The 15,620-nt window shown below is 61.8% G+C and carries 16 protein-coding genes and 2 pseudogenes; 8 read left to right on the forward strand and 10 right to left on the reverse strand.

Going from position 1 to position 15,620, the window contains the following annotated elements:
- Positions 1 to 18: 18 nt before the first annotated feature.
- Positions 19 to 795, reverse strand: a complete 777-nt coding sequence (locus AC3WQN_RS08650; RefSeq protein ID WP_103400711.1) for an IclR family transcriptional regulator — start codon at positions 793 to 795, stop codon at positions 19 to 21.
- Positions 796 to 977: 182 nt separating this feature from the next.
- Here AC3WQN_RS08650 and ypfJ (AC3WQN_RS08655) point away from each other — a divergent pair, with 182 nt between their 5' ends.
- Both ypfJ (AC3WQN_RS08655) and ypfJ (AC3WQN_RS08660) read left to right on the forward strand, forming a co-directional pair.
- Positions 978 to 1,832: a KPN_02809 family neutral zinc metallopeptidase gene (gene ypfJ / locus AC3WQN_RS08655; RefSeq protein ID WP_103400710.1), complete on the forward strand. Its 855-nt coding sequence runs from the start codon at positions 978 to 980 to the stop codon at positions 1,830 to 1,832.
- 111 nt (positions 1,833 to 1,943) lie between these two features.
- Positions 1,944 to 2,837 carry a KPN_02809 family neutral zinc metallopeptidase gene (gene ypfJ, locus AC3WQN_RS08660; RefSeq protein ID WP_103400709.1) on the forward strand — a complete coding sequence of 298 codons (894 nt, stop codon included), beginning with the start codon at positions 1,944 to 1,946 and terminating at the stop codon, positions 2,835 to 2,837.
- A 94-nt stretch (positions 2,838 to 2,931) separates the two neighbouring features.
- Here ypfJ (AC3WQN_RS08660) and AC3WQN_RS08665 read toward each other — a convergent pair whose 3' ends face one another.
- From AC3WQN_RS08665 to AC3WQN_RS08675, 3 genes are all read right to left on the reverse strand, one after another.
- Positions 2,932 to 3,525 (reverse strand): HAD family hydrolase, encoded by a 594-nt coding sequence (locus AC3WQN_RS08665; RefSeq protein ID WP_103400708.1) that lies wholly within the window; start codon positions 3,523 to 3,525, stop codon positions 2,932 to 2,934.
- Positions 3,522 to 4,391 carry an acyl-CoA thioesterase II gene (gene tesB, locus AC3WQN_RS08670; protein WP_103400707.1) on the reverse strand — a complete coding sequence of 290 codons (870 nt, stop codon included), beginning with the start codon at positions 4,389 to 4,391 and terminating at the stop codon, positions 3,522 to 3,524. The genes AC3WQN_RS08665 and tesB overlap by 4 nt, the downstream gene beginning before the upstream one ends.
- 107 nt (positions 4,392 to 4,498) lie before the next feature.
- A complete protein-coding gene (locus AC3WQN_RS08675) occupies positions 4,499 to 5,068 on the reverse strand; it encodes a GNAT family N-acetyltransferase (RefSeq protein ID WP_103400706.1) in 570 nt (189 codons plus the stop codon).
- Between the two features lie 80 nt (positions 5,069 to 5,148).
- On the opposite strand from AC3WQN_RS08675, the gene AC3WQN_RS08680 reads away from it, so the two are divergent.
- A complete protein-coding gene (locus tag AC3WQN_RS08680) occupies positions 5,149 to 6,069 on the forward strand; it encodes a histone deacetylase family protein (protein ID WP_103400705.1) in 921 nt (306 codons plus the stop codon).
- A gap of 186 nt (positions 6,070 to 6,255) precedes the next feature.
- Positions 6,256 to 7,503: a TIGR03862 family flavoprotein gene (locus AC3WQN_RS08685; RefSeq protein ID WP_178081911.1), complete on the forward strand. Its 1,248-nt coding sequence runs from the start codon at positions 6,256 to 6,258 to the stop codon at positions 7,501 to 7,503.
- 63 nt (positions 7,504 to 7,566) lie between these two features.
- Here AC3WQN_RS08685 and rhlE1 read toward each other — a convergent pair whose 3' ends face one another.
- Positions 7,567 to 8,898 carry an RNA helicase RhlE1 gene (gene rhlE1 / locus AC3WQN_RS08690; RefSeq protein ID WP_103400703.1) on the reverse strand — a complete coding sequence of 444 codons (1,332 nt, stop codon included), beginning with the start codon at positions 8,896 to 8,898 and terminating at the stop codon, positions 7,567 to 7,569.
- A gap of 53 nt (positions 8,899 to 8,951) precedes the next feature.
- Positions 8,952 to 9,878, reverse strand: coding sequence for a drug/metabolite exporter YedA (gene yedA, locus AC3WQN_RS08695; RefSeq protein WP_103400702.1), 927 nt, complete (start codon positions 9,876 to 9,878; stop codon positions 8,952 to 8,954).
- Between the two features lie 163 nt (positions 9,879 to 10,041).
- Between yedA and AC3WQN_RS08700 the strand changes: the two genes are divergently transcribed.
- Positions 10,042 to 10,494 carry an Lrp/AsnC family transcriptional regulator gene (locus AC3WQN_RS08700; RefSeq protein ID WP_095145430.1) on the forward strand — a complete coding sequence of 151 codons (453 nt, stop codon included), beginning with the start codon at positions 10,042 to 10,044 and terminating at the stop codon, positions 10,492 to 10,494.
- A 49-nt stretch (positions 10,495 to 10,543) separates the two neighbouring features.
- Here the strand turns inward: AC3WQN_RS08700 and AC3WQN_RS08705 are convergent, their stop codons facing one another.
- The 3 genes from AC3WQN_RS08705 to AC3WQN_RS08715 all read right to left on the reverse strand — a co-directional run bounded on the left by AC3WQN_RS08705 (position 10,544) and on the right by AC3WQN_RS08715 (position 12,554).
- Positions 10,544 to 11,155, reverse strand: coding sequence for a 3'-5' exonuclease (locus AC3WQN_RS08705; protein ID WP_103400701.1), 612 nt, complete (start codon positions 11,153 to 11,155; stop codon positions 10,544 to 10,546).
- 22 nt (positions 11,156 to 11,177) lie between these two features.
- Complete coding sequence (locus AC3WQN_RS08710; protein ID WP_095080658.1) at positions 11,178 to 11,657, reverse strand: LabA-like NYN domain-containing protein; 480 nt, start codon at positions 11,655 to 11,657, stop codon at positions 11,178 to 11,180.
- A 138-nt stretch (positions 11,658 to 11,795) separates the two neighbouring features.
- The gene (locus AC3WQN_RS08715; RefSeq protein ID WP_103400700.1) at positions 11,796 to 12,554 is read right to left on the reverse strand and encodes a DUF2076 domain-containing protein; all 759 of its coding nucleotides are present in this window, start codon (positions 12,552 to 12,554) and stop codon (positions 11,796 to 11,798) included.
- A gap of 176 nt (positions 12,555 to 12,730) precedes the next feature.
- On the opposite strand from AC3WQN_RS08715, the gene AC3WQN_RS08720 reads away from it, so the two are divergent.
- Positions 12,731 to 13,405 (forward strand): YciC family protein, encoded by a 675-nt coding sequence (locus tag AC3WQN_RS08720; protein ID WP_095145427.1) that lies wholly within the window; start codon positions 12,731 to 12,733, stop codon positions 13,403 to 13,405.
- A 74-nt stretch (positions 13,406 to 13,479) separates the two neighbouring features.
- Positions 13,480 to 14,559: an endonuclease/exonuclease/phosphatase family protein gene (locus tag AC3WQN_RS08725; protein ID WP_103400699.1), complete on the forward strand. Its 1,080-nt coding sequence runs from the start codon at positions 13,480 to 13,482 to the stop codon at positions 14,557 to 14,559.
- Between the two features lie 7 nt (positions 14,560 to 14,566).
- Here AC3WQN_RS08725 and AC3WQN_RS08730 read toward each other — a convergent pair.
- Positions 14,567 to 14,697 (reverse strand): annotated as a pseudogene (locus AC3WQN_RS08730) (ABC transporter ATP-binding protein); the annotation flags it as partial.
- Positions 14,698 to 14,980: 283 nt separating this feature from the next.
- Between AC3WQN_RS08730 and AC3WQN_RS08735 the strand changes: the two are divergent.
- Positions 14,981 to 15,445 (forward strand): annotated as a pseudogene (locus AC3WQN_RS08735) (transposase); the annotation flags it as partial.
- Positions 15,446 to 15,620: the final 175 nt, after the last annotated feature.

Consider the following 15,620-nt stretch of genomic DNA (forward strand, 5'->3'; position numbering starts at 1 on the left):
GCTACGGTCTGTAATGACTCAGTTGAACAGCTCCGATGCCTGACTGGCGACCGACAGTTCCTCGGAGAACTGCAACAGCAGCGGCGCCAGTTGGTGCAGGCGCGGCTCGGTCAGTCGCGCGCTTGGCCCGGCCACACTGAGCACACCGACCACCCGCCCATTCAATGGATGGCGCACCACCGCGGCAATGGCCGATGTGCCGACCGCCGAGCTTTCCTGGACCCAGGCATAACCGTGCTCGCGCGCCAGACGCAGGCGTTCGAGCAGTTCGATGCTGGAACGAGGGGCATTCGGCCCTGGCTCATGCACCACGGCCGAGACCTGGCGTTCCACCAGCGACAAGGCCTCGGCATCGCTCAGGCAGGCCAGCCACGCATGCCCCGACGCGGTACAGGACAGCGGCGCCTCGCGCCCCATGTCCGGGTCATAACGCAAACCGGAACGTGCCCCCTGCGACTTGGCAATCCAGGTCTGGCGTTCGCCTTCGATCACGCCCAGGCGCACCAGCTCGCCGGTTTCCTGGGCCAGGCGATCCAGCACCGGCTGCACGATATCCGCGCCGCTGCACGACAGGTAGCGAAAGCCCATGGCAACCAACCGGGTCGATAGCTGATAGCGCAGGTTATCCGGGTTCTGCCGTACATACCCCAGGCGAATCAGTTCGGCGAGCAAACGGTGCGTCGCGCTTTTCGGGATACCCAGCTGCTCGGCCAGCACCTGCATCGGCAGGCCTCGCGGCTCACCGGTCAGGTTTTCCAGGACATTGAAGACGCGCTCAATCTGACTGCCGGCCATGGTTGGATTCCAAAGGACATTTGGTCGATTCTAAAAGACAAACGATTCAACGCAAAATCTGGAATCGGTCGCGCGCCACAGACGTTTAACGCGCTTTTACACATTTTCGCCCAAGCAGTTCGCCACAACTGGTATCCATGCAGGAGGCAATGAATGCCGCTCAACCCACAAGGAACGTCAACATGCTATGGAATAAAGCCCGTCCCAGCGACAATGTGAAAGACACTCGCAAGCACACGACCAACCGCGTCACCACCGGCAAGGCACTCGGCGTCACACTCGGCGCGGCCGCATTGGCGGGTGTGATCGCGCTGACCCGCCCGACACCTCCGCTGGAAATTGACTACAGCATTGATCCACTGCCTCCCGCCAGCATCACGGCATTGAGCGAGGACACAGAGCTGGCATTTGTCCGCGCCGTACTCGGGGATACCGAAGACACCTGGAAGCAGGTTTTTCGCTCACTCGAGCGCCAGTACCCGGAACCCGTGCTGACCCTTTTCGAGCAGGGCGTGGCATCAGCCTGCGGGTATGCGTCCTCGGCCATCGGGCCGTTCTATTGCTCGGAGAACCAGCAGCTTTATCTCGACCTGGGTTTTTTCCGGCAGATGTCACAACGGTTTTCGGTGGAAGGCGATTTCGCCCGGGCCTACGTGATCGCCCATGAAGTCGGCCACCATGTGCAAACCCAGCTGGGCTTATCCCTGCCCTTCGAGGACGCACTGAACGCAGGCCGACCCACGGCCGGCGAAGACGGGCTCGAGGTCCGCTCGGAGTTGCAAGCCGATTGCCTGGCGGGGGTCTGGGCGCACCATGCACAACAGCGCCTGAACTGGCTGGAGCCAGGCGATCTGGAAGGCGCCTTGCAGGCGGCCGCGGTGTTCGGAGACGATTACCGACGGGGGAACCAAACGGCCAGCGTGATGCCTGAGACCTTCACTCATGGCACGTCGGCGCAGCGCGCTCGCTGGTTCCAGGCCGGTTTCGACGGGGGGCGGGTCGAGCAGTGCGACACCTTCAGCGCCACGCAACTGTAGTCCGGCAACGTCAGTCGTCGAGTAGCATATGCCTTTCGTCTGACGACCGGACTGGCGTCTACCCCACTCAGCATCAACACTCATCACCACGCTCAAACAGAGGATTCCCACATGCTATGGAAAAAAGGCCGCCGCAGTGACAACGTGGTCGATGCACGCGGAGAAGATGCTGGCGGTGGTGGCGGTGGGATGCGCTTTGGTGGCGGCAAGGGATTGAGCCTGACGGCCATCCTGTTGATCGTGGGCATCGGCTGGATTACCGGGCAGGATCCACTGCAGATTCTTGGCCAACTGACCGGACAGATGGATCAGCAGTCGGCCCCGGCCACCACGCAAACCCGCAAGACGCCGCCGGCCAATGACGAACAGGCAGAGTTCGTGGCCCGGATCCTCGGCGACACCGAAGACACCTGGGGCCAGATCTTTCAGCAGGCCGGGCGTCAATATGCGGCGCCCAAGTTGATGCTGTTCAGCGGCCGGGTCAACTCGGCCTGCGGTGGCGCGTCATCGGCGACCGGTCCGTTCTATTGCCCGGCCGATCAGCGGGTGTACCTGGACATGAGTTTCTTCCAGGAGATGTCTCAGCGTTTTAACGCCGCCGGTGATTTTGCCCAGGCGTATGTCATCGCCCACGAAGTCGGTCACCACGTACAGACCCTGCTCGGCGTCTCCGCCAAGATCCAGGCGGCTCGTCAGCAGGGCCAGCGCATGGAGGGCGATGGTGGCTTGCTGGTACGCCAGGAGTTGCAGGCCGACTGCCTGGCGGGGGTCTGGGCTCACAATGCCCAACAACGCTTGAACTGGCTGGAACCCGGGGATATCGAAGAAGCCCTGAACGCCGCCAACGCCATCGGTGACGACCGCTTGCAGCAGCAGGGTCAGGGCCGCGTCGTGCCCGACTCCTTCACCCATGGATCCTCAGCGCAGCGGGTACGCTGGTTCAAGACCGGTTTCGCCCAAGGCCAGATCGGCCAATGCGACACCTTCGCCTCGAAGAGCCTCTGACGGCATACACCCAGGGCGGGGAAACCCACCTCGCCCAATGGGTCGCCGGGGATGTTTCGCGGGTAAACAACGTCGTGCTGGAGGGCGTCGTCCCTCAGGCGAACAGCATCTGCCGCAACGCCACACAATCGGACGCATGCCAGTCCGTCAACTCGGGCCACGGATTGTCCGGCAGATTCACCAGCACCGTTCGCGTGCCCGCGGCGCGACCGCAATCCAGGTCGAAACGGTAGTCCCCCACCATCACCATCTCGCTCGGTGCGACATCCCAGGCCTCGGCCAGCTTCAGCAAGCCACCGGGATGGGGCTTTGGGGGGGCCTCGTCACGGCCTAGCACGTCCTCGACGGCAAAGCAGTCAGCCAGACCAATCGCCTCCAGCGTGACATGGGCCAGTTCCCGCGCATTACGCGTCAGGATCCCCAGGCGATAACCGCGCCCTGCCAGCTCCCGCACCAGCTCAACCGCCCCGGGTGCCGGTCTTGAGCCCAGCGCCAGATCCCGCTCGTGTTCCAGCAACCAGGCATGCTTGGCAGCCGCCTCATCGGCCGGCAGTGCGGCGAGGTGGGTCAGGATGTCGTGGTCTGCAGGAATCGCCAGGGCCTGGCGAATCGCTGCAAAGTCATGCACGGCAACCGTCAGGGTGCCGTCCATGTCGAACACCCAGTGCTGCACGCAGGACAGGCTCATGCCCAATCCTTGCGATGACGAATCAGACCTTCCTGGGTCACCGACGCCACCAGCTTGCCCGCACGGTTGTAAACGCTGCCACGGGAGAAACCACGCGAGTTGCCGGCCCATGGGCTGTCCATGGCATAGAGCAGCCAATCATCGGCGCGCAGGTCGGCGTGGAACCACAGGGCGTGATCCAGGCTGGCGACCTGCATGTCTTTCTGCCAGACCGACTTGCCATGCGGCAACATCGACGTGGTCAGCAACCCGAAGTCCGAGGCGTAGGCCAGCAGATACTTGTGCAGGGCCGGCGAGTCGGCCAAGGTGCCATCGGCGCGGAACCAGACATATTTGATCGGGTCGGCCGCTTGCGGGTTGTACGGGTCTTTTTCAGTGACCGGGCGCACCTCGATCGGCTTGGGGCACAACAGTTTCTCGCGCATGTGCTCCGGGATCAGGTGCGCGCGCTGCTGGGTGATTTCCAGTTCCGAGGGCAGGTTTTCCGGACCCACCACCTGTGGCATTACGGTCTGGTGATCGAAGCCTTCTTCGTCGTACTGGAATGATGCACTGCAGGTGAAGATCGGATTGCCTTTCTGAATGGCGGTCACGCGGCGCGTGCTGAAACTGCCGCCATCACGCACCCGGTCCACCTGGTAGACCACCGGCAGTCCGGCATCGCCCGGGCGCAGAAAATAGCCGTGCAGCGAATGCACGTGACGTGCTTCCTCGACCGTCTGGCTGGCCGCCGAAAGGGACTGGCCCAGCACCTGGCCGCCGAACAGCTGACGAAATCCCAAGTCCTGGCTACGACCGCGAAACAGGTTTTCTTCGATCGGCTCCAGGGTCAGCAAGTCGACCAGATCATCCAACACATGGCTCATTCAGACTCTCCTCACACAGAGCAATGCCGCGCAGTCTTGGCTGCGTCGGTCAATTCAGACGTTGGCCCGGGCCAACTGATGGACACATTGTAAACATCCCGGCCAGCTTAGCCATGCAAGGTTTCCAACCATTGCTCGCGACTGATGCGGTACAGCACGTGGCGGCGCAACGGATGATCGGGCTCAAGCCTGGGGTGCTCGAAATCCCCCGCCGGGTCGTGATGCATGCCAATGGCCTGCATGACTTTCTGCGACGGCAAATTGGTCTCCGTGGTAAAGGCCACCACCTCCTCCAGGGGCAAACGGTCAAAGCCGCAGCGCAGAGCGGTCCAGGCCGCCTCACTGGCGTAGCCCAGGCCCCAATGCTCACGCGCCAGGCGCCAGCCGATTTCGGTCGCGGGGGTGAAGGAGGCCTCGAACCCGACCACGCCCAAACCGGTAAAACCGATGAACGTCCCCGTGTCCTTGCGCTCCAGTGCCCACAAACCGAAACCATGCTCAGCGAAATGCCCACGGATTCGCCCGATCAATGCCGCACTTTCCAGCCGGCTCAAGGGTGCCGGGAAATAGCGCATGACCTGCGGATCGGCACACATTGCCGCGAATGCCGGCAAATCGTCGTCGCGCCACTGGCGCATCAACAGTCGCGCACTCTCCAGTTGCAGTATCGGCTCCATCTTTCCCCCCCTTCCGTTTCCCTGCAAACAAGTCTACATCGCTGGTAGGATCCTTCACTCATTCACGCCCTGAAGTTGCCATGTCGCTACCGCTGATCTACCACGAAGACTACAGCCCCGAATTCCCGGCGGAACACCGCTTCCCGATGGACAAGTTCCGGTTGCTGCGCGATCACCTGGTAGAAAGTGGCCTGACCCAGGACCGGCACTTGCTGCGCCCCGACATCTGCCCAACCGAGATCCTCGCCCTGGCCCACGACCCTGCCTATATAGAACGCTATATGGGCGGCGAGTTGTCCCGCGAAGACCAGCGGCGCCTCGGCCTGCCCTGGAACGAAGCGCTGGCCCGGCGCACCGTGCGGGCGGTCGGCGGTTCGTTGCTGGCCGCCGAGCAGGCGCTGGAACACGGCCTGGCCTGCCATCTGGCCGGCGGCACCCACCACGCCCATTACGATCACCCCGCCGGTTTCTGCATCTTCAATGACCTGGCCGTGATCAGCCATTACCTGCTGGAAAGCGGCCGGGTCGGTCGGGTGCTGATTTTTGACTGCGACGTGCATCAGGGCGATGGTACTGCACGGATTCTCGAACATACCCCGGATGCGGTGACGGTTTCCCTGCATTGCGAAAAGAACTTTCCGGCACGCAAGGCCAAAAGCGACTGGGACATTCCGTTGCCCATGGGCATGGGCGATGCGGACTATCTGAAGGTGGTGGATGACGCACTCAATTACCTGCTGCCGCTCTACCAGCCGGAACTCGTGCTGTATGACGCCGGTGTCGATGTGCACAAGGACGATGCACTGGGCTACCTGAAACTGACCGATACCGGCGTCGCGGCGCGTGATGAAAGCGTGCTGCGCCATTGCCTGGGGCGGGATATTCCCGTGATGGGTGTGATCGGCGGCGGTTACGGCAAGGATCGACAAGCCCTGGCGCGACGCCACGGGATCCTGCACCACAGCGCACAACGGGTCTGGCAGTCATCAGGTTGTCATTGAGTTGTGGATGCTTTACCCACAATGCCTGTGTAACGGCCTGTGGATAACCTGAGCGAAAGTACCTACAGGCCACAGCCTATATAGCCTGCAAGGTACTGAGTGTTTTTTGATCAGTTGCCGCCACGACGATGACATTGCGGTGCTGATAGAATGCCGGCCCTCTTTCGCCGAACCGCAGCGCACGCCATGACCCAGCCTTCCGCCAACCGCCCTCATCACGTCGCCATCATCGGCGGCGGCCCCGCCGGCCTGATGGCCGCCGAGGTGTTGAGCCAGGCGGGCGTCAAGGTAGACCTCTACGACGGCATGCCCTCGGTGGGCCGCAAGTTCCTGCTGGCTGGTGTCGGTGGCATGAACATCACTCACTCCGAAGCCTACCCGGCGTTCCTTTCGCGTTACGCCGAGCGCGCCCCGCACATCGCGCCGTTGCTGCGTGAGTTCGGTGCGCCCGCGCTGTGTGAATGGATTCACGGGCTGGGCATCGACACGTTCGTCGGCAGCTCTGGCCGCGTGTTTCCCACGGACATGAAAGCCGCCCCACTGCTGCGTGCCTGGCTCAAACGCTTGCGTGATGCTGGCGTGGTGATCCACACCCGCCACCGCTGGCTGGGCTGGAATACCGATGGCAGCCTGCGCATCGACAGCCCCGACGGCGAGAAAACAATCAACGCTGATGCCCTGTTGCTGGCACTGGGTGGCGGCAGCTGGTCGCGCCTGGGCTCGGACGGTGCGTGGATGCTGGCGCTGGAACAACAAGGTATCGACCTGGCGCCGCTACAGCCGAGCAATTGCGGGTTCGAAGTGACCGCCTGGAGCGAGCTGATGGTCAGCAAATTCGCTGGCGCGCCGCTGAAAAACATCGCCATGGGCTTGAACGACGACACGCCGCGACTGGGCGAGTGCGTGATCACCGCCACCGGCATCGAAGGCAGCCTGATTTATGCACTGTCGGCGCCGATTCGTGAGGCCATCAATCAATACGGTTCCGCCACTGTTCACCTCGACCTGCTGCCGGGCCGGCCTGTGGATAAAATCCAGGCCGCATTGAACAAGTCTCGCGGCTCACGCTCCATGGCCAAGCACTTGCATAGCCAACTGGGCCTGGACGGCGTCAAGGCGGCACTGCTGCGCGAGCTGACCGCCGCAGAATGCTTCGCCGACCCGCTGGCACTGGCCAATGCCATCAAGGCCCTGCCACTGACACTGGTCAGAACCCGGCCGCTGGATGAAGCCATCAGCAGCGCCGGTGGCGTGACCTTCGAGGCCATGAATGAACAGCTGATGCTCAAGCAATTGCCCGGCGTGTTCTGCGCCGGGGAAATGCTCGACTGGGAAGCGCCGACGGGCGGCTATCTACTGACCGCCTGCTTCGCCAGTGGGCGCGCGGCGGGGATGGGGATGGTCGAATGGCTGAGGAGCGGCGGCAAGCTATAAGCTAGAGCAGGCACATGACCTGCTCCTTGCTTGCAGCTTGAAGCTTGCCGCTTGTCGCTGCTTTCAAGGCTTGCGCTTGCGCGGCCCGGTGTTGAACACCGGCACCTTGCGTACCGGCTTGACGGGCACATCGGCCACTGTCTCGCCGCTGTCGACCCATTTGCCCAGGTTGCGTTTTCCGCCACCCGAAGCCTTGGGTTTCTTCGGCTTTTTCGGTTTCTTGATCACCTGGCCGCTGGCGTCGGTGTCCGGCACCCGATGCTCCGGTTCGAAGTCCTGCTCCATGTGGCGGGTCAAGGCCTGACGGGTCAGCATCTCGATGGCCGACAGCAGGTTCACCTCATCGGCGCACACCAGCGAAATGGCCTCGCCGGTGGAGCCCGCACGACCGGTACGACCGATACGGTGGATGTAATCCTCGGCGACGATCGGCAGGTCGAAGTTGACCACCAGCGGCAAGTCTTCGATATCCAGTCCACGGGCAGCCACATCGGTGGCCACCAGTATCTGGATTTCACTGGCCTTGAACCGATCAAGTGCACGTTGGCGAGTGGCTTGTGGTTTATCGCCGTGGATACCGTCGGCGTTCACGCCCAGGCCCTGGAGCTTCTCCACCAGTGCGTCCACGCCATTACGGGTCTTGGCGAACACCAGCACCTGCTTCCACTTGTTCTTGCGCATCAAGTGAACGAACAGCTCCGGCTTGCGCTTCTTGTCGACCGTCACCACCCATTGCTTGACGGTGTTGGCGGCGACGTTGCGCGGGCTGACTTCGATGCTCAGCGGATCGTTGAGCATTTGTCCGGCCAGCAGGCGGATCTGGTCCGAGAAGGTGGCGGAGAACAGCAGGGTCTGGCGCTTTTTCGGCAGCGCCTTGTAAATGTTCGCCAGCTCTTCGGAAAAGCCCAGGTCGAGCATGCGGTCGGCTTCGTCCAGCACCAGGGTTTGCAGCTGATTGAACTTCAGTGCGTTCTGGCGGAACAGGTCCAGCAGGCGACCTGGCGTGGCCACCAGCAGGTCGACGCCTTTGCGCAGCTTCATCATTTGCGGGTTGATGCTGACGCCGCCATACACCGCGTAGGTGCTCAACGGCAGGTGCTCGGCGTACTGGCGCACGCTTTCATGGACCTGTTCGGCCAACTCGCGGGTCGGCACCAGGATCAGCGCACGCACCGAGTTACTGGTGACTTTCGGCCCTTCCATGGCCAGCAACTGCAACAGCGGCACGGCGAAACCGGCGGTCTTGCCGGTGCCGGTCTGAGCCGCGGCCATCAGGTCGCGACCGGCCAGCACCGCCGGGATGGCTTGCGCCTGCACCGGGGTCGGGGTCTGGTAGCCGAGCGTCTCAAGGGCGCGCAGCAAGGGTTCGATCAGGCCAAGAGTGGCGAAAGTCATGGGAGTACCGTAGGAATAAATCAGCGCGGGTATGCAATGGCGCGCAGTTTACCCTAATTCACACGGGATTCTGTCGGCGCGACAGCGGCGGGTCGATCGGCACCCCGGCGCCACTGCGGCAAGCCGATCAACACCACGGCGCTGATGATCACCAGCATGGCCAGCGCTTCCTCGATACCGATGGTCTCGCCGACGAACACGATCCCCAGCAACACCGCCACGGCCGGGTTGACGTAGGCATAACTGGTGGCCGCCGCCGGCCGCACGTGTTTCAACAGGTACATGTAGGCGTTGAAGGCGATGATCGAACCGAACACGGTCAGGTAAGCCAGCGCCGCCCAGCCTTCGATCGGCGGCAGGCTCTCCAGGCGTTCACCACTAATCGCGCTGCCAATCAGCAACACCACGCCACCGACCAGCATTTCTACGGCGCTGGCCATTGCGCCCTGGGGCAAGGGCAAATGTCTGCTCCACACCGAGCCGAACGCCCAGGTCGCTGCGGCGAAAATCAGCAGCGCCGCGCCCAACGGACTCGATTGCAGATTGGACCCCAGGTTGAGCATGGCAATGCCAATCAGGCCAAGCACAATCCCGGCCCATTCGAGACGGGTATTACGTGCGCCCCAGAAATAGCCACAGAGCAAGGTAAACAGCGGTACCGTCGCCACCGCCAACGCCGCCACCCCGGAGGCCACGCCCATGTGCTCGGCCACGCTGACCGCGCCATTGCCACAGCTGAGCAGCAGAATCCCGATGATCCCGGCGGCTTTCCATTGCGCCCAGGTCGGTGCCGGCGCCCCTCTCCAACGCAGGAAGGCGTACATCAAGGTCCCGGCGATCACGAAGCGGATACCGGCCAGCAGCAACGGTGGCCAGTACTCCACGCCGATGCGAATCACCAGGTAGGTCGACCCCCAAATCACATACAACGCGAAAAAGGCGGCGATCAACGGTAAGGGAAAGCGACGTAGGCCAGGCATGGGCAGCTCGAAGACAGGTCAATGTGAGCAGCTATTCTAGAAAGGCCAACACTGGAAAATAAGTTACAAAACCTGTTTATCGGGCCAGTACACTTTTAAAAGCACGGAGATTTTCGCTGTAACCCGTACTTTCGAAAGTCAGTCATGTTCAGGAACCCGCACAATGGACAAATTCGACCGCATGCTGCTCAGCGCCCTGTTGGAAAACGGTCGTGCGTCCTACGCCGAGCTGGCGCGTAAAGTAAACCTGTCCGCCCCGGCCGTCGCCGAGCGCGTGGCCAAGCTCGAAGCCTGCGGGGTGATTACCGGCTACGCGGCAAAGGTCGACATGGCCAAGCTCGGGCTGCCTATCCAGTGCGTCATCGAGCTGCGCCTGAACCAACACGGCAACCAGAAAGCCTACGATGATCTGATCAAAATCCCGCAGCTGACCGAGTGCCACCGGGTGACGGGTGACCCCTGCGTGATCATGCAAGCCGCCGTGGGTTCGATGCAGGAGCTGGAGGCGCTGATCAACCGCGTGGCCACGTTCGGGTTCAGCAAGACTTCGATTGTGTTGTCCAGCGCCATCGAGAAGCGGGTGCCGCTAGGGCAATTGGAGGGGAACGGGAAATAGATCACGCGTGAGCGCGCGCCTGCTCGCCCCACGGTGGACGTGTTTGCCGCTAGAGCCCGCGATGCCGCTTGAGGTGTTCGTCGATTTTCGCTGCCGGGACTTTCTGCAAACTGCGCAGAAAATCATGGGACAACTCGCGCACGCCATGCTTTTGCAGCAACTCTTGCTCCAGATACGTGGCGAGGTTGGCCGCCATTTCCGCATCGGCCATGGCCCGGTGAGCCTGGCCGGTGTGGGGCAGTCGGGCGAAGGTGGTCAGGGTGCCGAGCTTGTGGTTCGGTGCCGTCGGCATCAGGCGCCGGGCCAGTAGCAACGAGCAGGCAAAGTTCTGCAAGCGGGTGCGCTTGATCAGCCCCAGCTCAAAGTCCCAGAATTTCTGGTCGAACGCAGCGTTGTGCGCCAACAGTGGCGTGGTGCCCACGAATTCGTTGACCTCGTTCATCACCTGTTCGGCGCTTGGCGCGGTGCGCAGCATGGCATTGCTGATGCCGGTCAACTGCTCGATAAACGCCGGGACCCGCACGCCCGCGTTCATCAGGCTTTGGTAACGCTCGACAATGCGCCCCTGTTCAAGTATCACCACGGCAATTTCCGTGGCCCGGCAGCTGCTGCTCGGGGTGATCCCGGTGGTTTCAAAGTCGATGACGGCTATGCGTTCCAAACCTGTTCCTTGCGTTCAATAATCAGTTTTTAAGCAGCAACGCGCCTTCGATCGGCACGTAGCGTGTGGCCGCGCGAATCAGCGAGTTGGCCGTGAGCCCGGGCACACCGTAGGCAACGGCTTCTACCCCGTGCTTGTTGATGATGCGCTCCAGCAGCATGTCGAAATCGCCGTCCCCCGACGCCAGCACCACTTCGTCGACGTGATCGGCGGCGTCCATGATATCGAGGGTGATGCCCACGTCCCAGTCGCCCTTGGCCGAGCCATCGCTACGCTGGATGTAGGGTTTGAGCTTCACGGTGAAACCGAGGTTGCGCAGGATCTGCTGGAACTGCTGCTGCTTGCTGTCGCCGCGGTCAATGGCGTAGGCATAGGCCTCGACGATTTGCCCCTGCTTGCTGATGTCGGCCCACAAGGCGGCATAGTTGAAATGACAGCCGTAAGCCTGGCGCACGGTGTAGTAGAGGTTCTGGACATCGGCGAACACTGCGATCTTCTTCACCGCACATCCTCTTGGCGCACACAAGCGCAGGCGATTGATCAGACCCAAGGCCCGAAAAGTCGCCCAGTATGCCAGCCGGAAGGAACGTTCAGCGAATAATCAGTCCGGGGCGCCAGCGCGCCCCGGACGAATGGCGTCTCAGACGAAGGAATCGTCGTCGCCAAACAGCGATGAACTGTCGTCACCGTAGTCGACATCGCTAAAACCACCCTGCTCGTTGCCGTCGTTAGCGTTGCCCGCCATGCGCGAGTCGTCGCCCCAGCCGCTGTTGCTGTCGTCGTTGACCTGGGCCGGTTCCTCCTTGATGACTTCGACCACTTCCTGGGGCTGCGAGTTGCTGTGAAACAGGCTGCTGATGCCCTGCGCCAGCATCACACCACCGGCCACGCCCGCTGCGGTTTTCAAGGCGCCGCCAAGAAAGCTGCTGGCGGCGGGAGCCTGTTGCGCAGGGCCCGCATAGGGCTGCTGCGGGCCACCGAAGCGTGGCGGAGGCGACAGCGTATCGGACGAAGGCCGCCCTGGTTCACGCCATCCATTGCCGCTGAATGCGGACGAACCCTGGGCTGGGACCGACCGGGCATCACGGGCACCACCAAAGATGCTCGACAAGAATCCGCCGGTCGCTGCCGGTGCAGCCGCCTGCCCCCTGGCTTGCTGCAATTGGGCCTGCAATTGCTGAACCTGTTGGGCCAGTTGTTGGTTTTGTTCATTGAGGCTGTTGAGCGCGGCCTCCTGCACCAGGATCGCCTGGGTCATGAAGTAACCCGCCGTCGGCTGGCGCCCCAGGTGCTCCTTGATCCGTGCCTCGGCCTCGGCATCACGCAACGCGCCGTCCGTTTCGGCCTGCTGCAACCGGGAAAACAGTCCATCGATCAGGGTTTGTTCTTCGCTGTTCATGGCGACCTCATAGATTGCCGGGAAATCGGTGCCCTTCTCCTTATGGAAAAGGTGCTCATCCGTAATGGGGTTGTTGCCGACGCTTTCAATGCGCTTTACCGAACGTTTACCTTTGTTCAGGTGCCAGTCGCATCGGTTACAGTGTCTGCATATTGTGCAACCTGCGAACGCGACCGATGAATCCGTTAGACGTACTCCGCGACTCCTTCTATTTCTTCCAGCGCAATCTGGGCCGGATCGTGCCGCTGTGCTTGCCCCTGGTGGTGTTCGAAGCCCTGCTGCAGCAACTGGTCGATCACTCGCAGGGGCCGCAAGCCTTTCCCGGCTACAGCGTGATGGTCGGGCTGCTGGTGTACCCGCTCTACACCGCCGCACTGATCCTGTTTCTCGATGCACGCAGCCGTGGCGAATCGCCGCGCACTCGCGACCTGCTGGCGGCGTCGGCCAGCCTGTGGCCGCGCTTTGCCTTGCTGACGGCGGTCAACACGCTGCTGATATTGATCGGGCTGTCGCTGTATTTCCTGCCGGGCATCTGGCTGATGGTGATGCTGGCGTTTGCCGAATACCTGCTGGTGCTGCGCAACATGCAACCACTGGCCGCCATCCGCGAAAGCATGCGCCTGGCACGCGGCAATTTCCTGCGGATCCTGGTGTGCATTCTCTGCGTGATGGGCCCCTTGTGGCTGCTCAAGGGCGCCAGTCTGTCGATCTATCCGGAGCCACAGAACCCGGCCATTGCGCTGCTTCTGGAAAGCATCCACAGTTTCCTGCAACTGTTCACCAGCGTGGTGCTGTTTCGTCTGTTCATGCTGATCAGCGAAGCCCCTGACAACACCGAAGGCAATGCCTGACCGCTCTACCCTTTGGGTTCGGCCTTGCACTCGGTTATGCTCGCTATCAACTTTGTAACGCCATAAGCCGAGCCATGACCCGTCTACTGCGCTACACCCTGTTGGGCCTGCTGTCTCTCACCTGCCTGCTGCTGGCGTTGCTCTACAGCCTGACCTGGCGCCCCGAGGCCAAGGAAACACTGGAAGTCAGTTGCAGCGCCCCGGCGCCCACCCTGGTCCCCGGCCAGGCCTTGAAGGTGATGACCTGGAACGTTCAGTACCTGGCCGGTAAACGTTATGTGTTCTGGAATGACCTGGCCCAAGGCAGTGACGAAAACCCGACACCGGAAGACATGGCCTTCAGCCTCGATGAGGTGGCGCGGGTCATCCGCGACGAGCAACCGGACCTGGTGCTGCTACAGGAACTGGATGACGGCGCCAAGGCCAGCGACTACCAGAACCAGCTCAAGCTGCTCCAGGAACGCCTCGCCGACCTCTACCCCTGCAGCACCCACGCCTTCGACTGGAAGGCCGACTTCGTTCCCGACCGGCACATCTTCGGCAGCGTTGGCCGGCAACTGGCAACCTTGAGCCGCTACCAGATCGAACACGCCGAACGCCTGCAACTGCCTGATACGACGACGAACGTCATCAGTCGCCAGTTCCAGCCCAGAAATGCCTTGCTGGTGAGCTACCTGCCGCTGCGCGACGGCGGGCAAATGGCGGTCCTCAACACGCACCTCGACCGCGCCACCGAACCGAACGAGACGTTGCAAGCCAAGGTCGCGGCCGTCGCCAAGGTGCTGGACAAATACGAGGCACACGGCACGCCATGGCTGATCGGAGGCGACTTCAACCTCCTCCCGCTGGGACAATTCCAGCGCCTGCCCCCCGAGCAGCGCACGCCCTACTCCGCCGACAGCCCGCTGCATGGGCTGTGGGACAAATACCCGATGATCCCGACCAACAACGAGGCCAGTGGCATCGATCGTGCGCGCTGGTTGACCCATTACCCCAACGACCCAGGCCTCAACGGCCCGGACCGCACCGTCGACTACCTGTTCTACAGCCCTCGACTCAAACGGGTTGAGGCGATGGTGAGGCAGGACGATACCTTGCGAATCTCCGACCACTTGCCGGTGATCGCCCGGTTCCTGTTGCCGGCAGCGCCTTAGGGCTCAATCAATGCTCCTCCTCTAGTTCGTCATGCAATAACCCGAAGATATTGCGCTTCATGTCGATTAAGAGCGCTCCATGACCATGTCCAGGGTCCGTGGGCGTTCGATCGGCACATCCAGAATCTGCTCTAACTGATCACTAGCAGATTTCTTTTTGTCTGCCAGATCACTGCGCCATCCCGCGCACTCCTGTGAGCGGTCGACTGTCGCAGATCATTGAACAGAGAAGGCGGTGACATCCGCCTTCTACATGTTCAATTCTTGGTTCTTTTGGCCGTTCGGGCCGCACGCCCGTCGTACTCTGGACGGCCAGAAACAATTAGCCCGAAGAAATAAGGTTGGGCGCCCGAGTCCTCGAGCTGAACACAGCATCAGGCATCAAATCGCGGCTTTGAATGTGGGGTTCGTGGAGCGGTTACAGTGTTTGCGCGAACCGCTGGTGCTGCACTTGGACAACGGCGCGCCGATGAAATCGGTGACGCTGCTGAGCAAAATGTACGAGCTGGGCATCACGCCGTCGCGTGGCCGACCGCGCGTGAGCAACGACAATCCCTACTCGGAGTCGCTGTTTAGAACACTGAAATATTGTCCGCAATGGCCGGCGGATGGTTTTGCCAGTTTGGATGCCGCACGGACCTGGGTGAGGGACTTCATGCGCGGGTACAACACCGAACATCGGCATAGCCGAATCCGCTTCGTCACGCCGGCTGAGCGGCATCGAGGACTGGATCATCAGATCCTGGCCCGGCGGCATGAGCTGTACGAGCGAGCCCGGGAGAAAAACCCGGAACGTTGGTCAGGTCAGACGCGAAACTGGGAGCCTATAGGTACGGTCCTGCTAACCCCGGACCGGGAACAGCAGGTCGAGAAAAGAGCGGCATAGTTGAACGGTGACGCGACAACCACCTTGAAAAACGCCGTGTCGGCTAAAGCCACTTCGTGTTAGTCGTGTCGGTTTGGTGGTACCGACCCTCAGCTACTTGTAGTGGTCTAATGAAACCGGACACCCATTTAGGCGAGAATGCTCGCCAGATCGAGGTGTCAGATGACCAAACAAC

The sequence above is a fragment of the Pseudomonas sp. FW300-N1A1 genome (assembly GCF_058789115.1).